This window comes from Streptomyces sp. 5K101 (assembly GCF_046506645.1).
Classification (GTDB): domain Bacteria; phylum Actinomycetota; class Actinomycetes; order Streptomycetales; family Streptomycetaceae; genus Streptomyces.
In genome coordinates, this window is sequence record NZ_JBKFFO010000010.1 from 83,771 (window position 1) to 100,881 (window position 17,111).

The 17,111-nt window shown below is 67.2% G+C and carries 15 protein-coding genes; 3 read left to right on the forward strand and 12 right to left on the reverse strand.

Features of this window, described 5'->3' with window-relative positions:
- Positions 1 to 54: 54 nt before the first annotated feature.
- The 5 genes from ACLB9X_RS20255 to ACLB9X_RS20275 are packed head-to-tail and all read right to left on the reverse strand — an operon-like array spanning position 55 to position 2,234.
- Positions 55 to 393, reverse strand: a complete 339-nt coding sequence (locus ACLB9X_RS20255) for an RRQRL motif-containing zinc-binding protein (RefSeq protein WP_410361965.1) — start codon at positions 391 to 393, stop codon at positions 55 to 57.
- Positions 393 to 632, reverse strand: a complete 240-nt coding sequence (locus ACLB9X_RS20260; protein WP_410361796.1) for a hypothetical protein — start codon at positions 630 to 632, stop codon at positions 393 to 395. Before ACLB9X_RS20260 ends, ACLB9X_RS20255 begins: the two co-directional genes overlap by 1 nt.
- Entirely contained in the window at positions 629 to 1,639 is a 1,011-nt protein-coding gene (locus ACLB9X_RS20265) for a DUF2637 domain-containing protein (RefSeq protein ID WP_410361797.1), read from the reverse strand. The genes ACLB9X_RS20260 and ACLB9X_RS20265 overlap by 4 nt, the downstream gene beginning before the upstream one ends.
- Entirely contained in the window at positions 1,636 to 1,971 is a 336-nt protein-coding gene (locus tag ACLB9X_RS20270) for a hypothetical protein (RefSeq protein ID WP_410361798.1), read from the reverse strand. The genes ACLB9X_RS20265 and ACLB9X_RS20270 overlap by 4 nt, the downstream gene beginning before the upstream one ends.
- Entirely contained in the window at positions 1,968 to 2,234 is a 267-nt protein-coding gene (locus ACLB9X_RS20275; protein WP_410361799.1) for a DUF6284 family protein, read from the reverse strand. Before ACLB9X_RS20275 ends, ACLB9X_RS20270 begins: the two co-directional genes overlap by 4 nt.
- 703 nt (positions 2,235 to 2,937) lie before the next feature.
- On the opposite strand from ACLB9X_RS20275, the gene ACLB9X_RS20280 reads away from it, so the two are divergent.
- On the forward strand, positions 2,938 to 3,324 hold the full coding sequence (locus tag ACLB9X_RS20280) for a winged helix-turn-helix domain-containing protein (protein WP_410361800.1): 387 nt from the start codon (positions 2,938 to 2,940) through the stop codon (positions 3,322 to 3,324).
- 216 nt (positions 3,325 to 3,540) lie between these two features.
- Here ACLB9X_RS20280 and ACLB9X_RS20285 read toward each other — a convergent pair whose 3' ends face one another.
- The 3 genes from ACLB9X_RS20285 to ACLB9X_RS20295 form a co-directional block, all read right to left on the reverse strand.
- Positions 3,541 to 4,119: a flavoprotein gene (locus ACLB9X_RS20285; protein WP_410361801.1), complete on the reverse strand. Its 579-nt coding sequence runs from the start codon at positions 4,117 to 4,119 to the stop codon at positions 3,541 to 3,543.
- Complete coding sequence (locus tag ACLB9X_RS20290) at positions 4,101 to 5,336, reverse strand: helix-turn-helix domain-containing protein (protein WP_410361802.1); 1,236 nt, start codon at positions 5,334 to 5,336, stop codon at positions 4,101 to 4,103. Before ACLB9X_RS20290 ends, ACLB9X_RS20285 begins: the two co-directional genes overlap by 19 nt.
- 332 nt (positions 5,337 to 5,668) lie before the next feature.
- The gene (locus tag ACLB9X_RS20295) at positions 5,669 to 6,715 is read right to left on the reverse strand and encodes a pentapeptide repeat-containing protein (RefSeq protein ID WP_410361803.1); all 1,047 of its coding nucleotides are present in this window, start codon (positions 6,713 to 6,715) and stop codon (positions 5,669 to 5,671) included.
- Positions 6,716 to 6,868: 153 nt separating this feature from the next.
- On the opposite strand from ACLB9X_RS20295, the gene ACLB9X_RS20300 reads away from it, so the two are divergent.
- Together ACLB9X_RS20300 and ACLB9X_RS20305 are read left to right on the forward strand one after the other, a co-directional pair.
- Positions 6,869 to 8,989, forward strand: coding sequence for an ATP-binding protein (locus tag ACLB9X_RS20300; protein WP_410361804.1), 2,121 nt, complete (start codon positions 6,869 to 6,871; stop codon positions 8,987 to 8,989).
- 260 nt (positions 8,990 to 9,249) lie between these two features.
- Positions 9,250 to 12,357 (forward strand): NACHT domain-containing protein, encoded by a 3,108-nt coding sequence (locus ACLB9X_RS20305; protein WP_410361805.1) that lies wholly within the window; start codon positions 9,250 to 9,252, stop codon positions 12,355 to 12,357.
- A 450-nt stretch (positions 12,358 to 12,807) separates the two neighbouring features.
- Here ACLB9X_RS20305 and ACLB9X_RS20310 read toward each other — a convergent pair whose 3' ends face one another.
- The 4 genes from ACLB9X_RS20310 to ACLB9X_RS20325 all read right to left on the reverse strand — a co-directional run bounded on the left by ACLB9X_RS20310 (position 12,808) and on the right by ACLB9X_RS20325 (position 17,050).
- On the reverse strand, positions 12,808 to 15,204 hold the full coding sequence (locus ACLB9X_RS20310) for an ATP-binding cassette domain-containing protein (RefSeq protein ID WP_410361806.1): 2,397 nt from the start codon (positions 15,202 to 15,204) through the stop codon (positions 12,808 to 12,810).
- A 265-nt stretch (positions 15,205 to 15,469) separates the two neighbouring features.
- Positions 15,470 to 15,883 carry a VOC family protein gene (locus tag ACLB9X_RS20315; RefSeq protein ID WP_410361807.1) on the reverse strand — a complete coding sequence of 138 codons (414 nt, stop codon included), beginning with the start codon at positions 15,881 to 15,883 and terminating at the stop codon, positions 15,470 to 15,472.
- 5 nt (positions 15,884 to 15,888) lie between these two features.
- Complete coding sequence (locus tag ACLB9X_RS20320; protein WP_410361808.1) at positions 15,889 to 16,314, reverse strand: helix-turn-helix transcriptional regulator; 426 nt, start codon at positions 16,312 to 16,314, stop codon at positions 15,889 to 15,891.
- A gap of 226 nt (positions 16,315 to 16,540) precedes the next feature.
- Complete coding sequence (locus tag ACLB9X_RS20325) at positions 16,541 to 17,050, reverse strand: GyrI-like domain-containing protein (protein ID WP_410361809.1); 510 nt, start codon at positions 17,048 to 17,050, stop codon at positions 16,541 to 16,543.
- Positions 17,051 to 17,111: the final 61 nt, after the last annotated feature.

The following is a 17,111-nucleotide window of genomic DNA, read 5'->3' on the forward strand; positions in this document are numbered from 1 at the left end:
GCAAGCCCCGGACGCTGCCGGCCAAAGCAACGCGTTCGGGGCTTGCGCATGTGGTCAGGCGGTGCGCTGTTCCTCGTGGTGGACGCAAGTGCCGCACATGCCACGCGAGCGCGGGATGCGATACCCGGCGTCGTGGCGGCAGTTGGGGCAGATGCGCTGTGCGGCGTTCGCCTTGGCCAGAGCGGCCCGCTTGGCCGGGGTCATGGGCCGCACGGGCTTGGCCTGGTCGATCCGGTACAGGTAGGCGACTAGCGGGCCCCGGCGGCGCCGGGGCCGTTCGAGCTGCGCGGCGACGTCCTGCCCGCCGGACCGCAGCCCGAGGGCACGGAGCTGGCGGTAGGTGGCGTAGCCGTCCGGCGCGAGCCGCCACCGGTAGACCAGCAGCGCGGCCATCACGCGAGGCGGTGATAGGCGGCCCGGCAGGTGGCGGCGTGCTTGTTGGCCTTGGCGCGGGTCATGAACAGGCTGTCCAGCACGGGGAACTCGGACTGCTCGCCGCAGCCGTGGCAGTCCCAGCGCGATGCCTGGCCGTGCTGGCTGCCGGTGACGTCGACGGCGGCACCGAACTGGTTGTGCAAGCGGATCAGCAGGTCACCCGGCTCGACCGGGGCGGTGTTCGGGGAGAGCTTCACGAGACGGCTCCTTCCAGAGCACGCGGGCCGGTCTGGGTGGTGTCGCGCAGTTCCTGGTAGCGGGTGGAGACCCAGCCGATGGACCAGCCACACAGCTCCGCGGCCGTGCGCACCGGCAGGCCGGTGGCGTAAGCGGCGTGGACGATCTGCCGGGCGCGGCCCTCCGGCAGCTTCTCCTCGGCGGGGCCGCCGGCGAGCAGTGCGGCGCGTTCACGCTCGGCCCGCTCCTGCCGCTCAAGCTGTTCACGGCGCGCGGCTTCCTCGCGCTCCCGACGCTCGGTCTCGCGGCGCTGAGCGGCCTCCCGTTCACGGCGTTCACGCTCAAGCTCAAGCTGTTCACGCTCGCGTTCACGGCGTTCACGAGCCTCCCGCTCCGCACGCTCCCGCGCCTCGCGCTCCGCGCGTTCCTCACGGCGTGCCCGCTCCTCGCGTTCAGCGTGTTCACGGGCGAGCGCTGCTTCGTGCTCGCGCTGTTCACGCGCCAGCGCGGCGGCGTGCTCGCGCTCCTCGCGGGCCCGCTTCTCGGCCGCCTCCCGCCGCTCGGCGGCGGCCCGTTCGCGGGCTTCCCGCTCGGCGCGCTGCTCGGTCTCCAGCCGCGTCACGGCGGCGGTGATGGCGCGCCGGTAGGCGAGCCCGGTCTCTGCCGTGACGATCAGCAGCAGCGGCGCGACCGCGTGCACAGCCACGCCGACCAGGTCTTTCTTCAGAGCGGAGTCGGCCACGTTCAGGGCGAGGGTCATGCAGCCGGTCAGCCACCGCAGCACGACCGGCCACCGGCCGCCGTGCCCACCCAGGCTGGCCAGGACGGCATCGAGGCGGACCACGATGACCACCGCGGCGTCCACGACCAGCGGCAGGATCGGCGCGGTCCAGTCCCACTCGTCGGGGGTGTGCCGGGCCGCGAGCGGTGTGACGGTGAGGATCGAGTAGAGCATCGCCCCGGCCACGATCAGCCACGTCCCAACCGACAGCGCGCGCTCGGCTGAACGGATCTGAACACTGTTCACGGGCCGACCTCCGCCCGTGAACACACCGCCGGGGAGGCCGGAATCCTGGTGTAGCCGACCAGCACCAGCCGGGCGCCGGCGTAGTCCGTCTCCGTCTTCAGGACACGCGTGTGAACACCCTGCTCGTGGTAGCTCACAGTCTCGGGCGCGATCCCCAAAGCGTCCCGCCATGCCTCGAACCCGGCGAAGTCGTCGTGGAAGGACAGCTCCAGCCGGTCCGGGTAGACCGTGGACACCGACACTCCCGGCGCCGGGAGATGCGCGAACTCGGCACTGAACATCCGCAGGACGACCAGCGGAGCGTTCAGCGCCGCGAGGGTGGACGCGCTCATGCGGCACCACCCCTCAGCGCCGTCGCGGCGCGGTTCGTGAGGTCTCGGCGGGCCGCGAGGACCCGGTTACGGGCCCGGCGGACCCGCCGCTCGTCCAGCACCGTGGCCGCCCGGTCGAGCAGACCGATCTGGACGTCGAGCAGGTCGACCTCCGCCACGATGAGCGGCATCTCGCGCTCGATCGCGTCCAGCTCCGCGGCCGTCGGCTCGTGGTCGAACTCGTCGGCAGTAACAACCGCCTGAAGTGCAGCGATGTGCTTCATGAGTCGTGTTCTCCTCAGCAGGTGGACGGCTCGACAGCGCCCCCCGGAGTTGCTGCTCCGGGGGCGCACGCCGTGGGTGGGAATCAGGGACTGCGGATCAGTTCAGCGGCCGCCGGCCGCCGCGTGCGGATGGGGCCGCGGGGGCCGCACCGGAAGCGGCGGACGCTCGTCCCGCTCGTGCTCGCCGCTCACCGGCGGCCCTGCACACGGGCGTTGTCCGCACTGCGCTTGTTCGCCTCAGCGTTCCTGCGGGCCAGCTCGGCCCGCTCCGCCTCTGTCAGACTGGTGAACACAGGGACCTCCACACAGGTGCCTGTAAGGCGCCGCCCGGAGCTCCAACTCCGGGCGGCGCAGTCATGTAGAGCCAGGGGATTCCAGCTCCCCGCGCCCAGCCCGTTCGGCGCGAGCGCCGGACGGGCTGGGGAGGCAACCGGCCGCAGATGAGCCCTGCGGAGGGGTTGAGACGCGCGGACCTGAGCCGCGCTGGCCGCCTTGTAGGAGGAGGCGGCTACCTCATCACGCTGTTGAGTTCTCAAGGAGCGAGCGCTCACTTCAGACCCGTTTCACCGGGCCCTCCGGGCGCTACTGACGACAGATTGACCTAAGTCAATCGCCTCGACCCGAGACATTACCTAAGTCAATCTGGAAGCGTCAAGCGGATCGCGCCGCATGGAATTGACCTAGGACGGTTACGCTCGAACGCATGGAGAAGAGCCCTGCAGCACCGCGCCCCACGGCCAAGGACATCGCCGCAGACATGCGTCAAAGGCTCGTGAGTGGCGAGCTCGGCCCCGGCGACCGCCTGCCTGCCGCGCGAGACCTGGCCAAGAAGTACGGCGTGACGCTGGTCAAGGTGCAGAACGCGTACCGGGAGCTGAGCGAAGAAGGCCTCGTCATCTCGCAGCAAGGCCGCGGAACGTTCGTGGTTGACCCAGCACAGCCCATCGCCGACGGCCAGGGAGGAGGCTCCGCGTTCCTTGCCCTGGCTTCGGAGCTCAGCGCGATGCACGAGACGATCCGCCGGCTCGACGAACGCCTCGACCGGCTTGAGCGGATCGTGGGCGCCGAGGGTACGCGGTCTGTTTCGTGAGGTCCTCGACCCTGCGGCCGAGCCGGTCCGCCGCCTCCCGCGCCTGGTTGAGACTCGCTCGGATCAATGCGCACTGAGCGGGCGTGAGCCCTACTGCGTTGCTGTGCTGTTCGAACGTCTCCGACATGCCAGACAGCTTGGGCGTGTTAACGACGATGGACCCGGACAAAGTGTCCGGGTCCATCGTCGTTGTAGGTCAGACGAGTTGACGAGCCGTCATTTTATTGCGAGGTCGACAGCGGCCAGCACCGCAGGCCACGGGAGTTCGCGCCCAGGCGGTGCCTCACGGGGTTCGTATAGGGGCCACACCTCCGGCCCATAGACGAGATGCACGTCCGCCTCTCGTAGCGCCTCGATATGACGCTGCCACGATGGGTGGCGAGTATGCGCTGCGTTCACGCGCGGGAAGACGACGACGGGCAGGTCAATCGTGCCCAAAGCTTCGCCCACTTGCGTCAGCGCCTGATTGTCCGCGATTCCGGTCGCGAGCTTGGCAACCATGTTGGCGCTTGCGGGTGCGACCACGTAGCAGTCGACGGGCGGATGCGGCCGGGAATCTCCGGGGAGTCGCGGCTCATCCCGTACCGGAAGTCCGGTCAGCTCCTCCAGCCGCTCCACCTCGCCGATCATCCGAAGCCAGTTGCCAGCGGTCGGGGTCAGCGTGACGGCCACCTGCCATCCACGAGCCATGGCAGGCTCCACAAGTCCGGTACGGAGCGCTTCCACTCCGCCGGCTGCCGAACCCACGACTCCGAGAACACCACGCTTCCCCGTGCTCACTGCACCGCCCTGCACCGTTGAGCCATCACGAAAACCTCAGACGAGCGAGCGCCCGCTGTCACGGGGGACTGCTTGGTCAGGTCCCTGAGCGTCTCGCGCACCCTCGGATTGTTGCGTACGAGCTGCGGCGACGAGCGTTCGGCCGTACGCAGCTCCGCGAAGGCCTCGTCGCCATGGCCGGCGAGCGAGAGAGCGCGGGCGAAGTCGATCCGGTGGGAGACGCTGCGCTCCTGCGGCATGTGGTCCACGTTGATCCGACCGTGCTCCACCACGTACGACACGTTGTCGAGGTCCAGCTCGATGGACAGCCGGTGCAGGAGCACGTTCGTCGGGCCGAAGCCGGTCTGCCAGTAGTTCTCATCCGAGCCGAGATCGTCCGCGAGCTCTTCGGCGCGGTTCAGTAGACGTGTGGCTGCCGGACGGTCCTGGTGGCGCGCTGCGGCGACAGCGGCCCTCAGGTGGATCATGCCAAGCAGACTCAGCGCGGCAGGATCGCTCTCCGCCACGCGAGAGGACAGCCACATTGCCGTGGCGTCGCCCAGCTCCATCGCTGCCTCGTACCGGCCGTTGGCGAGCAGCGCATGCGTTCCGGAGCGCGCTGCGGAGGCGAGCACCAAGGGGTCATCGGACGCGTCCGCCGCTTGCATGGCGCGCTCTGCGGCGAGCCAAGAGATGTCGGACTCCCCGATCTTCGCGAGCGTCGTGGCTGCGAGGTGGTGAGTCCGGGCAGAGACTGCCCAGCAGTCGTGTCGGTCCCCCTCGCGGCGCGCTGCACGGTCCTCCAGCTCCTGCGCGGTCTGGAGGAGCGCAGGAAGTGTCGCAATCACACTGCCAAGTCGGCCGCCCTGGTAGTCATTCCACGCCTTCTCGACCCGGACGGCGGCGGGGGCAGGGGTTGGGAGCTGGGCGTCTACCTCCGGTCCAAAGAGGAGCCGGGAGAGCCGTCGTGGGCTCATGAGCGCATCGCGCACGGCTGGCACGTCGTCCTGCTGCTTCTCGTCCTCCATGAGCATGGACTGGCCCACGAGGTCCCCGAGTGGAACCCGCAACGTCCGCGCGAGCTCCGCGAGCATGTCGATCCTCGGTGGCTTCCTGCGGCCCGTCTCGATCTTCGCCAACCAGTCGGTGCTGCGGCCGACGAGTCCAGCCAGCACCTCTTGGGTGTAGCCGCGACGCTTTCGGTAGAACGCGATCCGTTCGCCGATGCTGAGGTGATCTCCGAGACCACGCATGCGTGCTGCCTCCTGCTGGTGTAGGGGCCTGCTTCACGGTACAGAGCAGGTCACGGGGCGGGGAGTCGTTCAGACAGCCCGCCGTTGGCGATACGAGCGTGACGGTCTCCATACGCCGTGACCCGGACGGAATGTCCGGCCATCGACCTTGCGAGACAGTTCGATCTCGCGCCCTTCGACAGTCTCCGAAGGGTGGATCGCCGCCCGCTGCGACCGCCGGCGCCGCACGGACCCAGCAGAGCATCTGCGAGGAACAGGGCCACGACACCGGTCGCCACACCAGTCCACCGCGAGGACTCCGATCGTCTGCAGCAGCCACCGAGGCGGAGCGCCTAGCGCCCGCCCACCGAGGTTGACGGCGAGGCTGGCTGACCGCGGAGGTAATCGGGAAGGATAGTGTCGTCATCGGTGAGGGCCGCGTTGATCTGTTCGGCGGTAAGCCCTTCAGAGCCTGTGAAGTCGACGCCTTTCAGGTTGGCATTGGTGAGCGTCGCCCTGTCCAGGTCGGTGTCAGTGAGCGTCGCCCCTTTCAGGTAGGCGCCGGTGAGGTCGGCCCCGATTAGGTCGGCGTCGGTGAGCGTCGCCCCTTTCAGGTAGGCGCTGGTGAGGTCGGCCCCGATCAGGCTGGCGTCAGTGAGCGTCGCCCTTTGCATGCGAGCGTCAGTGAGGTCGGCCCCTTTCAGGCCGGCGCTATTGAGCATCGCCCCTAGCAGGAAGGCGCTGGTGAGCGTCGCCCCCTCAAGGTCGGCGTCGGTGAGCGTCGCCCCCTCAAGATCGGCTTCGGCGAGGTCGGCTTCGGCGAGGCGTGCGCCAGCGAGGTGGAGGCCCTGGAGGTCGAGTCTCTCGCGGGGGTCGACGTGGGTGCGGGACTCGGTGCGGGTCAGGGCGGTCAGGGCGGCCTGGATGTCGGCGGCGGGTTCCTTCGGCAGCTCGGCGGCTTCTTCTTCCGTGGCGTCCGGCTTGGCGGCTTTGGGGGCCTTATCGCGGATGAAGTGGTTCAGGACCCGGGCGGCGTCGGTAGCGGCCTGCTCGGGGGCGTCTCGGGTGATCTGTTCCAGTGCGAGGATGCCGCCGATACGGACGTACTGGTGCTCGGAGCCGAGACGTTCCAGCGCCTTGGTGAAGCGTTCGGTGATCTGGCCGCGGCGGTTGAGCCGGTAGGTGCGGGCGGTGTAGAGCAGGGCAACGCCGGCGCCGATCGCGGCCACGCACGCCACCAGCGCGGTCCGCAGTCCCGTCACCAGTCCGGCCGATCCGGCCCCGTCGCCCACGGTCTTCTCGTTGATGTACTGGGCGTCCAGCACGTATGGGCCCTTCACGACCAGCCATGGAAGGCCGACCAGCAGCGCGGCCACGACCGTCACCACCAGAAGGACCACACCAGCACGCTTGCCCCGACGCCGATACCGGGCGCGCCTGCGGCGCGTATCGAGAGACGTAGACCTTGTCATGTCCTCCTACATGCCCACGGCCCGTGGGGCGGTTGCGTGCGGGATGGCCGTGGCAACCGGGCCCAGCGACCCGCGGGCGACGTGATCGCGGTGTTCACAATGGCCGTCACCTTGCCGATACTGACGGTAGTCGACGCGCTGATTGCGCCGGTTGATGCCTGCATCAGGGGAGGGGCTATGGGGAGCATCACGCTGAAGGTCGAGCAGGACCACGTCGAAGGCGTAGCGAAGCTGAACGATCCGGTTGGTGCGGTAGTTGAGCTCATCTGGAACGCACTGGACGCTGACGCAACAGCAGTCACGGTAGTAATCGAGCGAAACGAGCTCGATGGCGTGAGTAAGGTGATCGTCTCAGATGACGGCCATGGGATGCCGTCGGAATCCTGCCCGTCCTACTTTGACAAATTGGGCGGTTCATGGAAGAAGGCGGCGATAGTTTCCCTTGATAAGCGGCGAGCGATGCATGGCAGGAATGGGCAAGGTCGTGTTCGTGCATTCGCCCTAGGGCAGCATGTTCGCTGGGTCACCATTGGCAAGGGTGTCGATGGCACGGTGAAGACGCTTATCGAAGCGGACCGCTCCGCGATGCGCAACTATCACATTGAAACGTTGGGGCCTACCGCTGAGGACCCGGGTACCATCGTTGAAGCTTGGGGGGCAGTTCCTCACCTCGATCGATTGCTGAACACCTCAAGAGTGATCGCGGCGCTGACAACCGAGTTTGCCCTGTACCTTGAAACCTATCCGGATTCCTCAATCACGTACGACGGTATCCAGGTGGATCCTGGTGAGGTGCAGGTGCACTCGGCTGTGTATGTGCTTGGTCAAACCGGTGACTTCACTGCACCAGAGCTGCGGGTCATAGAGTGGCGTAAAGGTGTTACGCGTGAACTTGCGCTGTGTGATTCCATGCGGATGCCGCTTGTGAAGCTGCGTCCGGAAATTCAGGCGCCCGGTTTCAACTTCACGGCGTACCTGTCTTGGAAAGGGTTCGAGGATCGGCCGCAAGACCTGGCCTTGGTGGATTGGGATGAAGATTCACCAGCCTCGGAGGTGGTGGAGCAAGCCAGGGAGCGTCTGCGTGAGCACTTCCGAAGCAGGGTCGATGCTCGACGGCGTGAGCAAGTCCTGGAGTGGCAGCGAGAAGAGGTCTACCCGTACGAGGGAGAGCCCGTCGACCCCTCGGAGATCACCGAGCGGGAGGCATTTGATACGGTCGCCACGACTATCGCCAAGCATATTCCAAAAGCGCATAAGGCTCGAAGGGCAACGCTGGGCCTACTGAAAGAGACGCTTGCTGCGAAGCCGGGCCACACGCCGGAGATTCTTGAGCGGTTCTTCTCCCTATCTCGTCAGGAGAAGGAGGAGCTGGGGATTCTCCTGAAGCGTACTAGTCTGACGTCGCTGATCCGTACTTCCACGGAGGTAACGGACCGTCTCGACTTTCTTCGAGCCTTGGAGATACTCCTTTTCGACACCGAAGCGAAGAAGGTAACGAGAGAGCGGGACCAGCTTCATAAGATCCTGGAGAACGAGGCTTGGGTATTCGGTGAAGAATACTCTCTCATGGTTAGTGAGCGTGGCCTATCGGAAGTTCTCCGAAAGCATTTGGAACTATTGAGGGCGCCTGAGCCTCAAGACACTAATGTGCGTCTCTTGGACGGCAGTACAGGACGAGTCGATCTGATGCTTTCCAAGACTACGGTGTGGGTGCAGAGACCCCATCACCTGGTCGTGGAACTCAAGCGTCCAAGTGTCCGGCTGGGCATGACTGAGTTCGGTCAGCTTGTAAAGTACGCGACCACCGTCGTCGGCGATGAGCGCTTTAGGGCAACCGAGGCGAACTGGGATTTCTGGCTTATTGGAAATTCCCTGGATGACGCATTGCGGAGTCTCACCAGGCAGCCTCACTTGCCTCCCGGTCAGGCTGGCACGGTTGGTTCCAACGCCCGTTTGTGGGTTCGTGAATGGAGTGAAGTAATCCTGGAGTGTAAACAGCGACTGCATTTCTACCGGGACAGGCTCGATTACCAGTCCACAGATGAGCATGCCTTGGAGTATCTCGTGCGTAAGCATGCGGATGCCACCCCGACGATTCTGCAACCGGATGATGAGGATGTGGAGGAGCAGGCAGCCGCGCTTATGCCGGCTCCTCGAAGTGGCGACGCGACGCCTGACGTGCCCTCTGTCCTAGAGGGCTGATGTGCCCGACCTCTGGAGTGCCGCCGGGCTGGTCTCGTCCCATCGCGTGCTCGTGCGGGGTCAATGTGGGGCAGTCGCACCCCTCGGCGACGTTTTCCCTGGTCAGAGGCGGACAGGCGCGCGGTCTGTAAAGCCGTGCGTCAGCATCCATGGTGCCCTCATCCGAGGGCGTGAGCTGGGTGCTGGCAGTCGGTCGGAGTGGGCCCCTTCTGCCGTCGTCTGCTGCCACAATGTCTGGGGTCGCGTGAAGGAGGGGTTCGATGATCGCGGAGACCGCGGCGTTACGGCTGGGCACGACGGTGGCGAATGCGGCGGGGCAGTTATGGCTGGGAGGCAGGCAGCGGGAGCAGGAGCGTCTGCTGCCGATGGAGGAACTAGTCCGGGTACGGGTGCCCGGCGTGCGTCTCCAGCGCGAGGTCAGGCAGCAGTTCGAGCAGATCACGAACGCGGTGTTTGATCGGCTGGAATCGTTCTTGAAGCACGAGTTCCAGCGCTTGGATGAGGGCGGTCGTCAGGCCGTGATCGACGCCGTGTCCGACACGTTCATGCGGGCGGACCTATCAGACGAGGCCCTCCTAGCCGCGAATGCTAAACCGGCCGAGCTCATCCGCCACATCACCGGTTCCGTGAGCGCACCGGTCGGCCTCAACGAGGCGGAAGGCCGTCTGTACGAGGTGCTCTTCGCCGAATGCGTTGAATACTACGTTCGTATCGTGCGGAGCCTTCCAGTCTTTGAGGAGCGAGCAGCAGCTGAGCTATTGGCGCGGACAGCCACGTTGGGTGCCGAGGTGGCGCGAATTCTTGAACGGCTCCCAGATCGTTCACTGTTTGCGCCGGACGGTACCGACCACGACACGGCCTTCCGCCGTACGTACCTGGAACTGGTCAGCAGGGACCTTGACGAAGTGGAGTTGTTCCGCCGAACGTCCGATCAGGCGACTGCGCCACGAGTGCGGTTGTCGGTCGCCTACGTCAGCCTGCGTGCTACTGGGGACGATGGGAAGCGATCCCGACGCACCACCCGCTCACTTCCACTGCTCAGGCCCGACATGAGTAACTGGGAAGAAGCCGGAAGCGAGTCCTCCGGCATGCGGGTCGAGGCGGCGTTGGGCGGTGAGACCCGTCGGGTGCTGCTGCGGGGCGAGGCCGGCTCGGGCAAGACGACCCTGCTGCGCTGGCTAGCCATCATGGCGGCGCGCGGCGCTTTCACCGGTGAGCTGTCTGGCTGGAACGGCCTCACCCCTGTCCTCATCAAGCTGCGTGAGTACAGCGGCCGGACGCTGCCCAACCCGGAGGCAATGCTTGACGGAATTGCCGGGGCCATTACCGGGATCATGCCTAGGGGCTGGGTGGAGCGGCAGCTCGACGGTGGCAACGTACTGCTCCTGATCGACGGCGTGGACGAGCTGCTTGACCGGGAACGCCGAGCAGTCCGGGAGTGGCTGCGCAGGCTGCTGGGACAGTACGAGGGTGTACGGGTGGTCGTCACCTCACGCCCCGCCGCGGCTGGTGCGGACTGGCTGCGGCGTGAGGACTTCACAGCCCTTCATCTGGATCGGATGACGCCACCGGACCTGGCGGCATTCGTACGGCAGTGGCACCAGGCCGTCCGGGAACTAGGCGGGGAACTGCCCTGTGCCGTGGATGAACTCCCCCAGTACGAGCAGTCTCTGCTCACCAGTCTCAAGGACCGCGCTCATCTCCAATCGCTTGCGGGTACGCCATTGTTGGCCGCGATGCTGTGCGCCATGCATCTGAACAGGGGCCGCCAACTGCCACGGGATCGCATGGAGCTGTATCGCAACGCCTTGCATACTCTGGTCCACGATCGGGATGCGGACCGCAATGTGCCGAGTGCGGTGGACAGCAAGCTCAGCCTTGGGGACAAGCTCGTCATACTGCGAGATATCGCATGGCGCCTGTCGGACAACAATCGAAGCGAGATCGACCTGGAACGGGCAGCCCAGTACGTCGCTGCGAAGCTGCGGGTGATGCGCCACGTAGACGATCTGGATGGCAATCATGTCCTGGAGCAGCTACGGGACCGCTCCGGGATTCTCAGGTCGCCAGCTCAGGGGCGCATGGACTTTGTGCACCGCACTTTTCAGGAGTATCTCGCCGCGAAGGAGGCTGCGGAGGAGGACCGCATGGGCAACCTGGTCGGCCGAGCGCATCTGGATCTGTGGCGGGAGACGATCATCATGGCGGCGGGCCATGCCAACACCCGCCAGCGGGAAGAGCTCCTCATGGGCATCCTCAACCGAGCCGATGAAGAACCCCGGCATACGCGCACACTGCGGCTGGTAGCCGCAGCCTGCCAGGAGACGATGCCCGTCGTTCCGGAAGGCCTGGCGAAACGTCTGGACGAGGCCGTGACCAAGCTGCTGCCGGCGCGACGGAAAACGGACCCGCCCGCCTTGGCTGCGGTGGGGCCCAGCCTCCGCCGTTGGCTGCCTCGGTCACTGGAGCAGCTGACCGAGAAGTCCGCGGCACAGACGGTACGGACTGTGGCGCTGATCGGGGGTGAGGAGTCGCTGGAAATGCTGGCGGGTTATGTGGGTGACGAGCGTCCGGGCGTCGTCCACGAGCTCATCAGCGCATGGGCTTACTTCGATGCAGACGCCTACGCCCATGATGTTCTGTCCGGTCTGCCGCTGGCGGGGCACGATGTGGTGATCAGTCATTCCGGTCAGCTGGATGCGGCAATCGGGTTGCGTTCGCTGACGCGCCTGCAGGTCGATTATCCGGTAAAAGATCTCGATTTTCTCGCCGAGTTCTCGCCCCTGGAAGAGTTGTGGGTGACCGCTGGTCGACTCGAAGGTCTCGACCTGTCCGTACTCCGAGGCCACCTTGGTTTGAAGAAACTCCTATTGTTGAGCGCCGAGTCAGTGGCAGAGGCTTCGGTTCTCGCGGAACTCACACAGCTGGAGGCGCTGGGGATTCCGGCACTTGAGGAAACGGACCAAAGCGCTTTGCGCTCGCTATCCAGCCTCGAGTTCCTCAGCTTCGCCAGCGTCAGGGGGAGCATCGACCTGAGTCCGGTGAATGCACTCCCTAACCTGGCGTATTTGCAAGTGATCGCGGCCGACCGCTGTACTGTGCAGGGTTCGGATGACTTCGCAGAAGCGACCGGTCTCAATTCTCTGTTCTTTCATAACTGCGACGTGAACGTCTGGCTCACGGCGCTCAAGAGCCCCCCACCGGCGTTGTCTGCACTGCACCTAGTACAAAGCGTCGTGCCACCCACCCCTCGTACCTTCACACGGTTCAAGAACCTGAAAAGTGTGTATCTCCATGAGTGCCATGCCCCAGACGGCGCGCCGGTCACCGACCTGGTCATCCCGGGTGTGAGAACACGTTTCCACTAAAGCATCGCAGTTTGGTCGCCGGAAGGGACGGCCGTGTACTCGGCGACAGCCCCGACTAAGAGCCTGGGACGAAGAGAGGTAGACCACCGCTCGGCCCCTGTGGGGTAGGTGTGGGGTGGCTATGCCGGCAGGTGCCGTATTGCCAGGTGCGCCCACTAGCGACGCGCGGTCTGTAAATCCGTCGGCTTAGCCTACCCAGGTTCGAATCCTGGCGCCGCCACGCGATGAGAACGGCCCCTGATACCTGCGGAAACGCGATCAGGGGCCGTCTTGCTGTGCGGGGGCGCGACGCGGCCAGGCCGGGCCTTCCGGCCACGCCCGCGCTCGATCCCGCTCGCCGGCTCGGGCACACCCACCAGCCGCCCGCCGTCCCTGCAGGTGGCGGCGCCGTCGCGCCGGAGGGCGGCGCGACGGCTCACCGGTGTTCCGGCACCTCCGCGAGGCGCCCGCTCAGGCGCCCACGTAGTCCGCGAGGTGTTCGCCGGTCACGGTGGAGCGGGCGGCGACGAGGTCGGCGGGGGTGCCCTCGAAGACGATCCGGCCGCCGTCGTGGCCGGCGCCCGGACCGAGGTCGATGATCCAGTCGGCGTGCGCCATGACCGCCGGGTGGTGCTCGACGACGATGACCGACTTGCCGGAGTCGACGAGCCGGTCGAGCAGGCCCAGCAGCTGCTCGACGTCCGCGAGGTGCAGGCCGGTGGTCGGCTCGTCGAGGACGTAGACGCCGCCCTTGTCCGCCATGTGCGTCGCGAGCTTGAGCCGCTGCCGCTCGCCGCCCGACAGCGTGGTGAGCGGCTGGCCCAGGCTGAGGTAGCCGAGCCCGACGTCGGCGAGCCGGTCGAGGATGCGGTGCGCGGTCGGCGTGTGCGCCTCGCCGGAGCCGAAGAACTCCTCGGCCTCGGTCACCGGCATCGCGAGCACCTCGCTGATGTCCTTGCCGCCGAAGGTGTACTTGAGCACCTCGGCCTGGAACCGCTTGCCCTCGCAGTCCTCGCAGGGGGTGGCGACACCGGCCATCATCGCCAGGTCGGTGTAGATGACGCCCGCGCCGTTGCATGTGGGGCAGGCGCCCTCGGAGTTAGCGCTGAACAGCGCCGGCTTCACGCCGTTGGCCTTGGCGAACGCCTTGCGGATCGGGTCGAGCAGACCGGTGTAGGTGGCCGGGTTGCTCCGCCGGGAGCCGCGGATCGGGCTCTGGTCGACCGACACGACGCCCGCGCCCGCCGGGACCGACCCGTGCACGAGCGAGCTCTTGCCGGATCCGGCGACGCCGGTCACCACGGTCAGCACCCCGAGCGGGATGTCGACGTCGACGTCCCGGAGGTTGTGCGCCGTGGCGCCGCGGATCTCCAGCGCCCCGGCCGGCTTGCGCACCGTCTTCTTGAGGGCCGCCCGGTCGTCGAGGTGGCGGCCCGTGACGGTGTCACTCGTCCGCAGCCCCTCGACGGAGCCCTCGAAGCAGACGGTGCCACCCGCCGTACCGGCGCCGGGGCCGAGGTCGACGACGTGATCGGCGATCGCGATCGTCTGCGGCTTGTGCTCGACGACCAGCACCGTGTTGCCCTTGTCCCGCAGCCGCAGCAGCAGATTGTTCATCCGGCTGATGTCATGGGGGTGCAGGCCGGTGGTCGGCTCGTCGAAGACGTAGGTGACATCGGTCAGCGAGGAACCGAGATGACGGATCATCTTGACGCGCTGCGCCTCGCCGCCCGACAGCGTCCCCGCCGGCCGGTCGAGCGCGAGGTAGCCGAGGCCGATCTCGACGAACGAGTCGAGGGTCTGCTGCAGCGCGGTGAGCAGCGGTGCCACCGACGGTTCGTCGAGCTCCCGGATCCACGCGGCCAGGTCCCTGATCTCCATCGCACACGCGTCGGCGATGCTGATCTCCTTGATCTTCGACGACCGCGCGTCCTCGCTGAGCCGGGTGCCGTCGCACTCGGGGCAGGTGGTGAAGGTGACCGCCCGCTCCACGAACGCCCGGATGTGCGGCTGCATCGCCTCCTTGTCCTTGGACAGGAACGACTTCTGGATCTTGGGGATCAGCCCCTCGTAGGTGAGGTTGACGCCCTTGACCTTCACCTTGGTCGGCTCACGGTAGAGGAAGTCCTGCATCTCCTTCTCGGTGAACGTGCGGATCGGCTTGTTCGGGTCGAGGAACCCGGACTCGGCGTAGACACCCACGGTCCACACGTTGTCCGACTTCCAGCCGGGGATGGTGAACGCGCCCTCGGCGATCGACTTGGAGTCGTCGTAGAGCTGGGTGAGGTCGATGTCGGAGACGGTGCCGCGGCCCTCGCAGCGCGTGCACATGCCGCCGACGCGGTTGTAGGTGGCCTTCACGGTCTTGGTCTTGGCGGCACCGCGTTCGACGGTGATCCCGCCGCTCGCCCGGACCGACGCGGTGTTGAAGGAGTACGCGCTGGGCGGGCCGATGTGCGGCTCGCCGAGCCGGCTGAAGAGGATGCGCAGCATCGCGTTGGCGTCGGTGGCGGTGCCGACGGTGGACCGGGGGTCGCCGCCCATCCGCTGCTGGTCGACGCTGATCGCGGTGGTCAGCCCGTCGAGGACGTCGACCTCCGGCCGCGCCTGCGTCGGCATGAAGCCCTGTACGAACGCGCTGTAGGTCTCGTTGATCAGCCGCTGCGACTCCGCGGCGATCGTGTCGAACACCAGCGAGCTCTTGCCCGAGCCGGAGACGCCGGTGAACACCGTCAGCCGGCGCTTCGGGATCTCGATGCTGACGTCCTTGAGGTTGTTCTCCCGCGCACCGTGCACGCGGATCAGATCGTGGCTGTCGGCAACGTTCGGCGCAGGCGACTGCGTGTCCGTCGTCGTGGCCCGGCTCATCGTTTCTCCATCTGTCGGGCGGGCCGCATGAGCGGTCTCCGTCGGCGTCGCGTGCTCGTCGGCGCGGGATCCGAGGCGTCCACGCCGCTGCGGCCCATGGCGTCTGCGGGCCACGGCAGAAGCGGCGTGGACGCCGGGGCATCGGACCTGCCGGCGGCCGTCGAGCATCAGCTCGCGGCGGGCATCTCGTTCACTTCGCACCCGTCGGGGATGCGGCACGGGTTCGTCGGCAGGGTAGCGCCCGGTGCGCGGGCACGGAGGTGATTCACTGACGAGGCCGGCTGAAGCGCAGCATGTTGCCGGAGGGGTCGCGGAAGGCGCAGTCGCGGACGCCGTACGGCTGGTCGACCGGCTCCTGCAGCACCTCGCCCCCCGCCGCGCGGATACGCTCGAAGGTGGCGTCGACGTCGTCGGTCCGGAAGATGACACCGCGCAGCAGGCCCTTGGCCAGCAGTTCCGCCATGGCCTGCCGGTCGGCGGGCGAGGCGTTCGGGTCCGCGACGGGCGGTTCGAGAACGATTTCCACATCGGGCTGGGACGGCGAACCGAGGGTAACCCAGCGCATCCCCTCGAACCCGACGTCGTTGCGCACCTCCAGGCCGAGAACGTCCCGGTAGAAGGCGAGAGCCTTGTCGTGGTCGTCGACGGCGATGAAGCACTGCGAGAGTGTGATGTCCATGCGCTTCACGCTAGGGGCGGGGGCGCGGCCTTGGCTTCTCCATTCCTGACCGGTCGCGTGTGGACCTTGGCGACGCAGGCCGGGACGGCGGCGCCCTCGTCATGGCTGCGGGCCCGGTACACGCTCGGGCTCTCGCCGACGAGCTCGGTGAAGCGCGAGCTGAACGACCCCAGCGAGGTGCAGCCGACCGCGAAGCAGACCTCCGTGACCGACAGGTCGCCGCGGCGCAGCAGGGCCTTGGCCCGCTCGATCCTGCGCGTCATCAGGTAGCTGTACGGCGTCTCGCCGAAGGCGGCGCGGAAGCTGCGGGAGAAGTGGCCCGCCGACATGAGGGCGACGCGCGCCAGCGCCGGAACGTCGAGCGGCTGCGCGTAGTCGCGGTCCATCGCGTCACGGGCCCGGCGCAGCCGGACGAGGTCCTCCAGCGTCACGAGACCACCTTCCCACAGCGCCCTCCGGCGCGTCCGCGCGACGGAGCCCCGGCCGCCCGGGCAGCGCAGAGCGCCGGGGACACGCCCCGGGCGCCTGCCGTCGCCGTCGACGCCCGAACCACGCGCGACTACCGCTGCGGCCCTGCGGACCCAGACCGTCGGGCCTGCCGCCGCCCGCAGCGACGCCCGAGCAAGGGAGGGGCCGCCCAGGCCCGTGCCGCTCGTATCAGTCCGCCAGGCGGAAGGCCAGTTCGATCTCCCACTTCGAGGGGTCCGGCTCCACCCGCGGGTCCGTCAGGTACGACTCCAGGCGGCATGCCCAGTGCTCCACGCCGTCGACCTCCGTCATGTCCCAGGACAGCCCCTCCCGCGCCGCCCACGCGCGCAGCGCACGCACGATGTCGAAGAGCTGGTCGGGGTGGCCGTGGTGGTGGACGGTCGCGTAGCGGCCCGCGGGCAGCAGGCCCATGCCGATGTCGCCCTCCGGCTCCGGCATCGACGTGACCGGCATGCCCGCCTCGACCACCGACTCCGCGTCCATGGCGACGGTGTTGAAACGGAAGAACGGCGCGCCCGCGAAGACGGCTCCGCCGGCGTCCAGCCAGCCGATCAGTTCGGGCAGGCGGTCGGCGATCACGGCGAAGTCGTCCATCCGTACGGAACCGCGGATGTAGGCGTAGAGCTGCTCACCGCGTTCGACGACCGCGGGGCTGATCTCGGGTGTCGGCTGAGTCATGACCTCAAGGACCTTGTGGGTGAGGGGAATTCATCGGCCGGGCGGCGGAGCAGGCGACGCG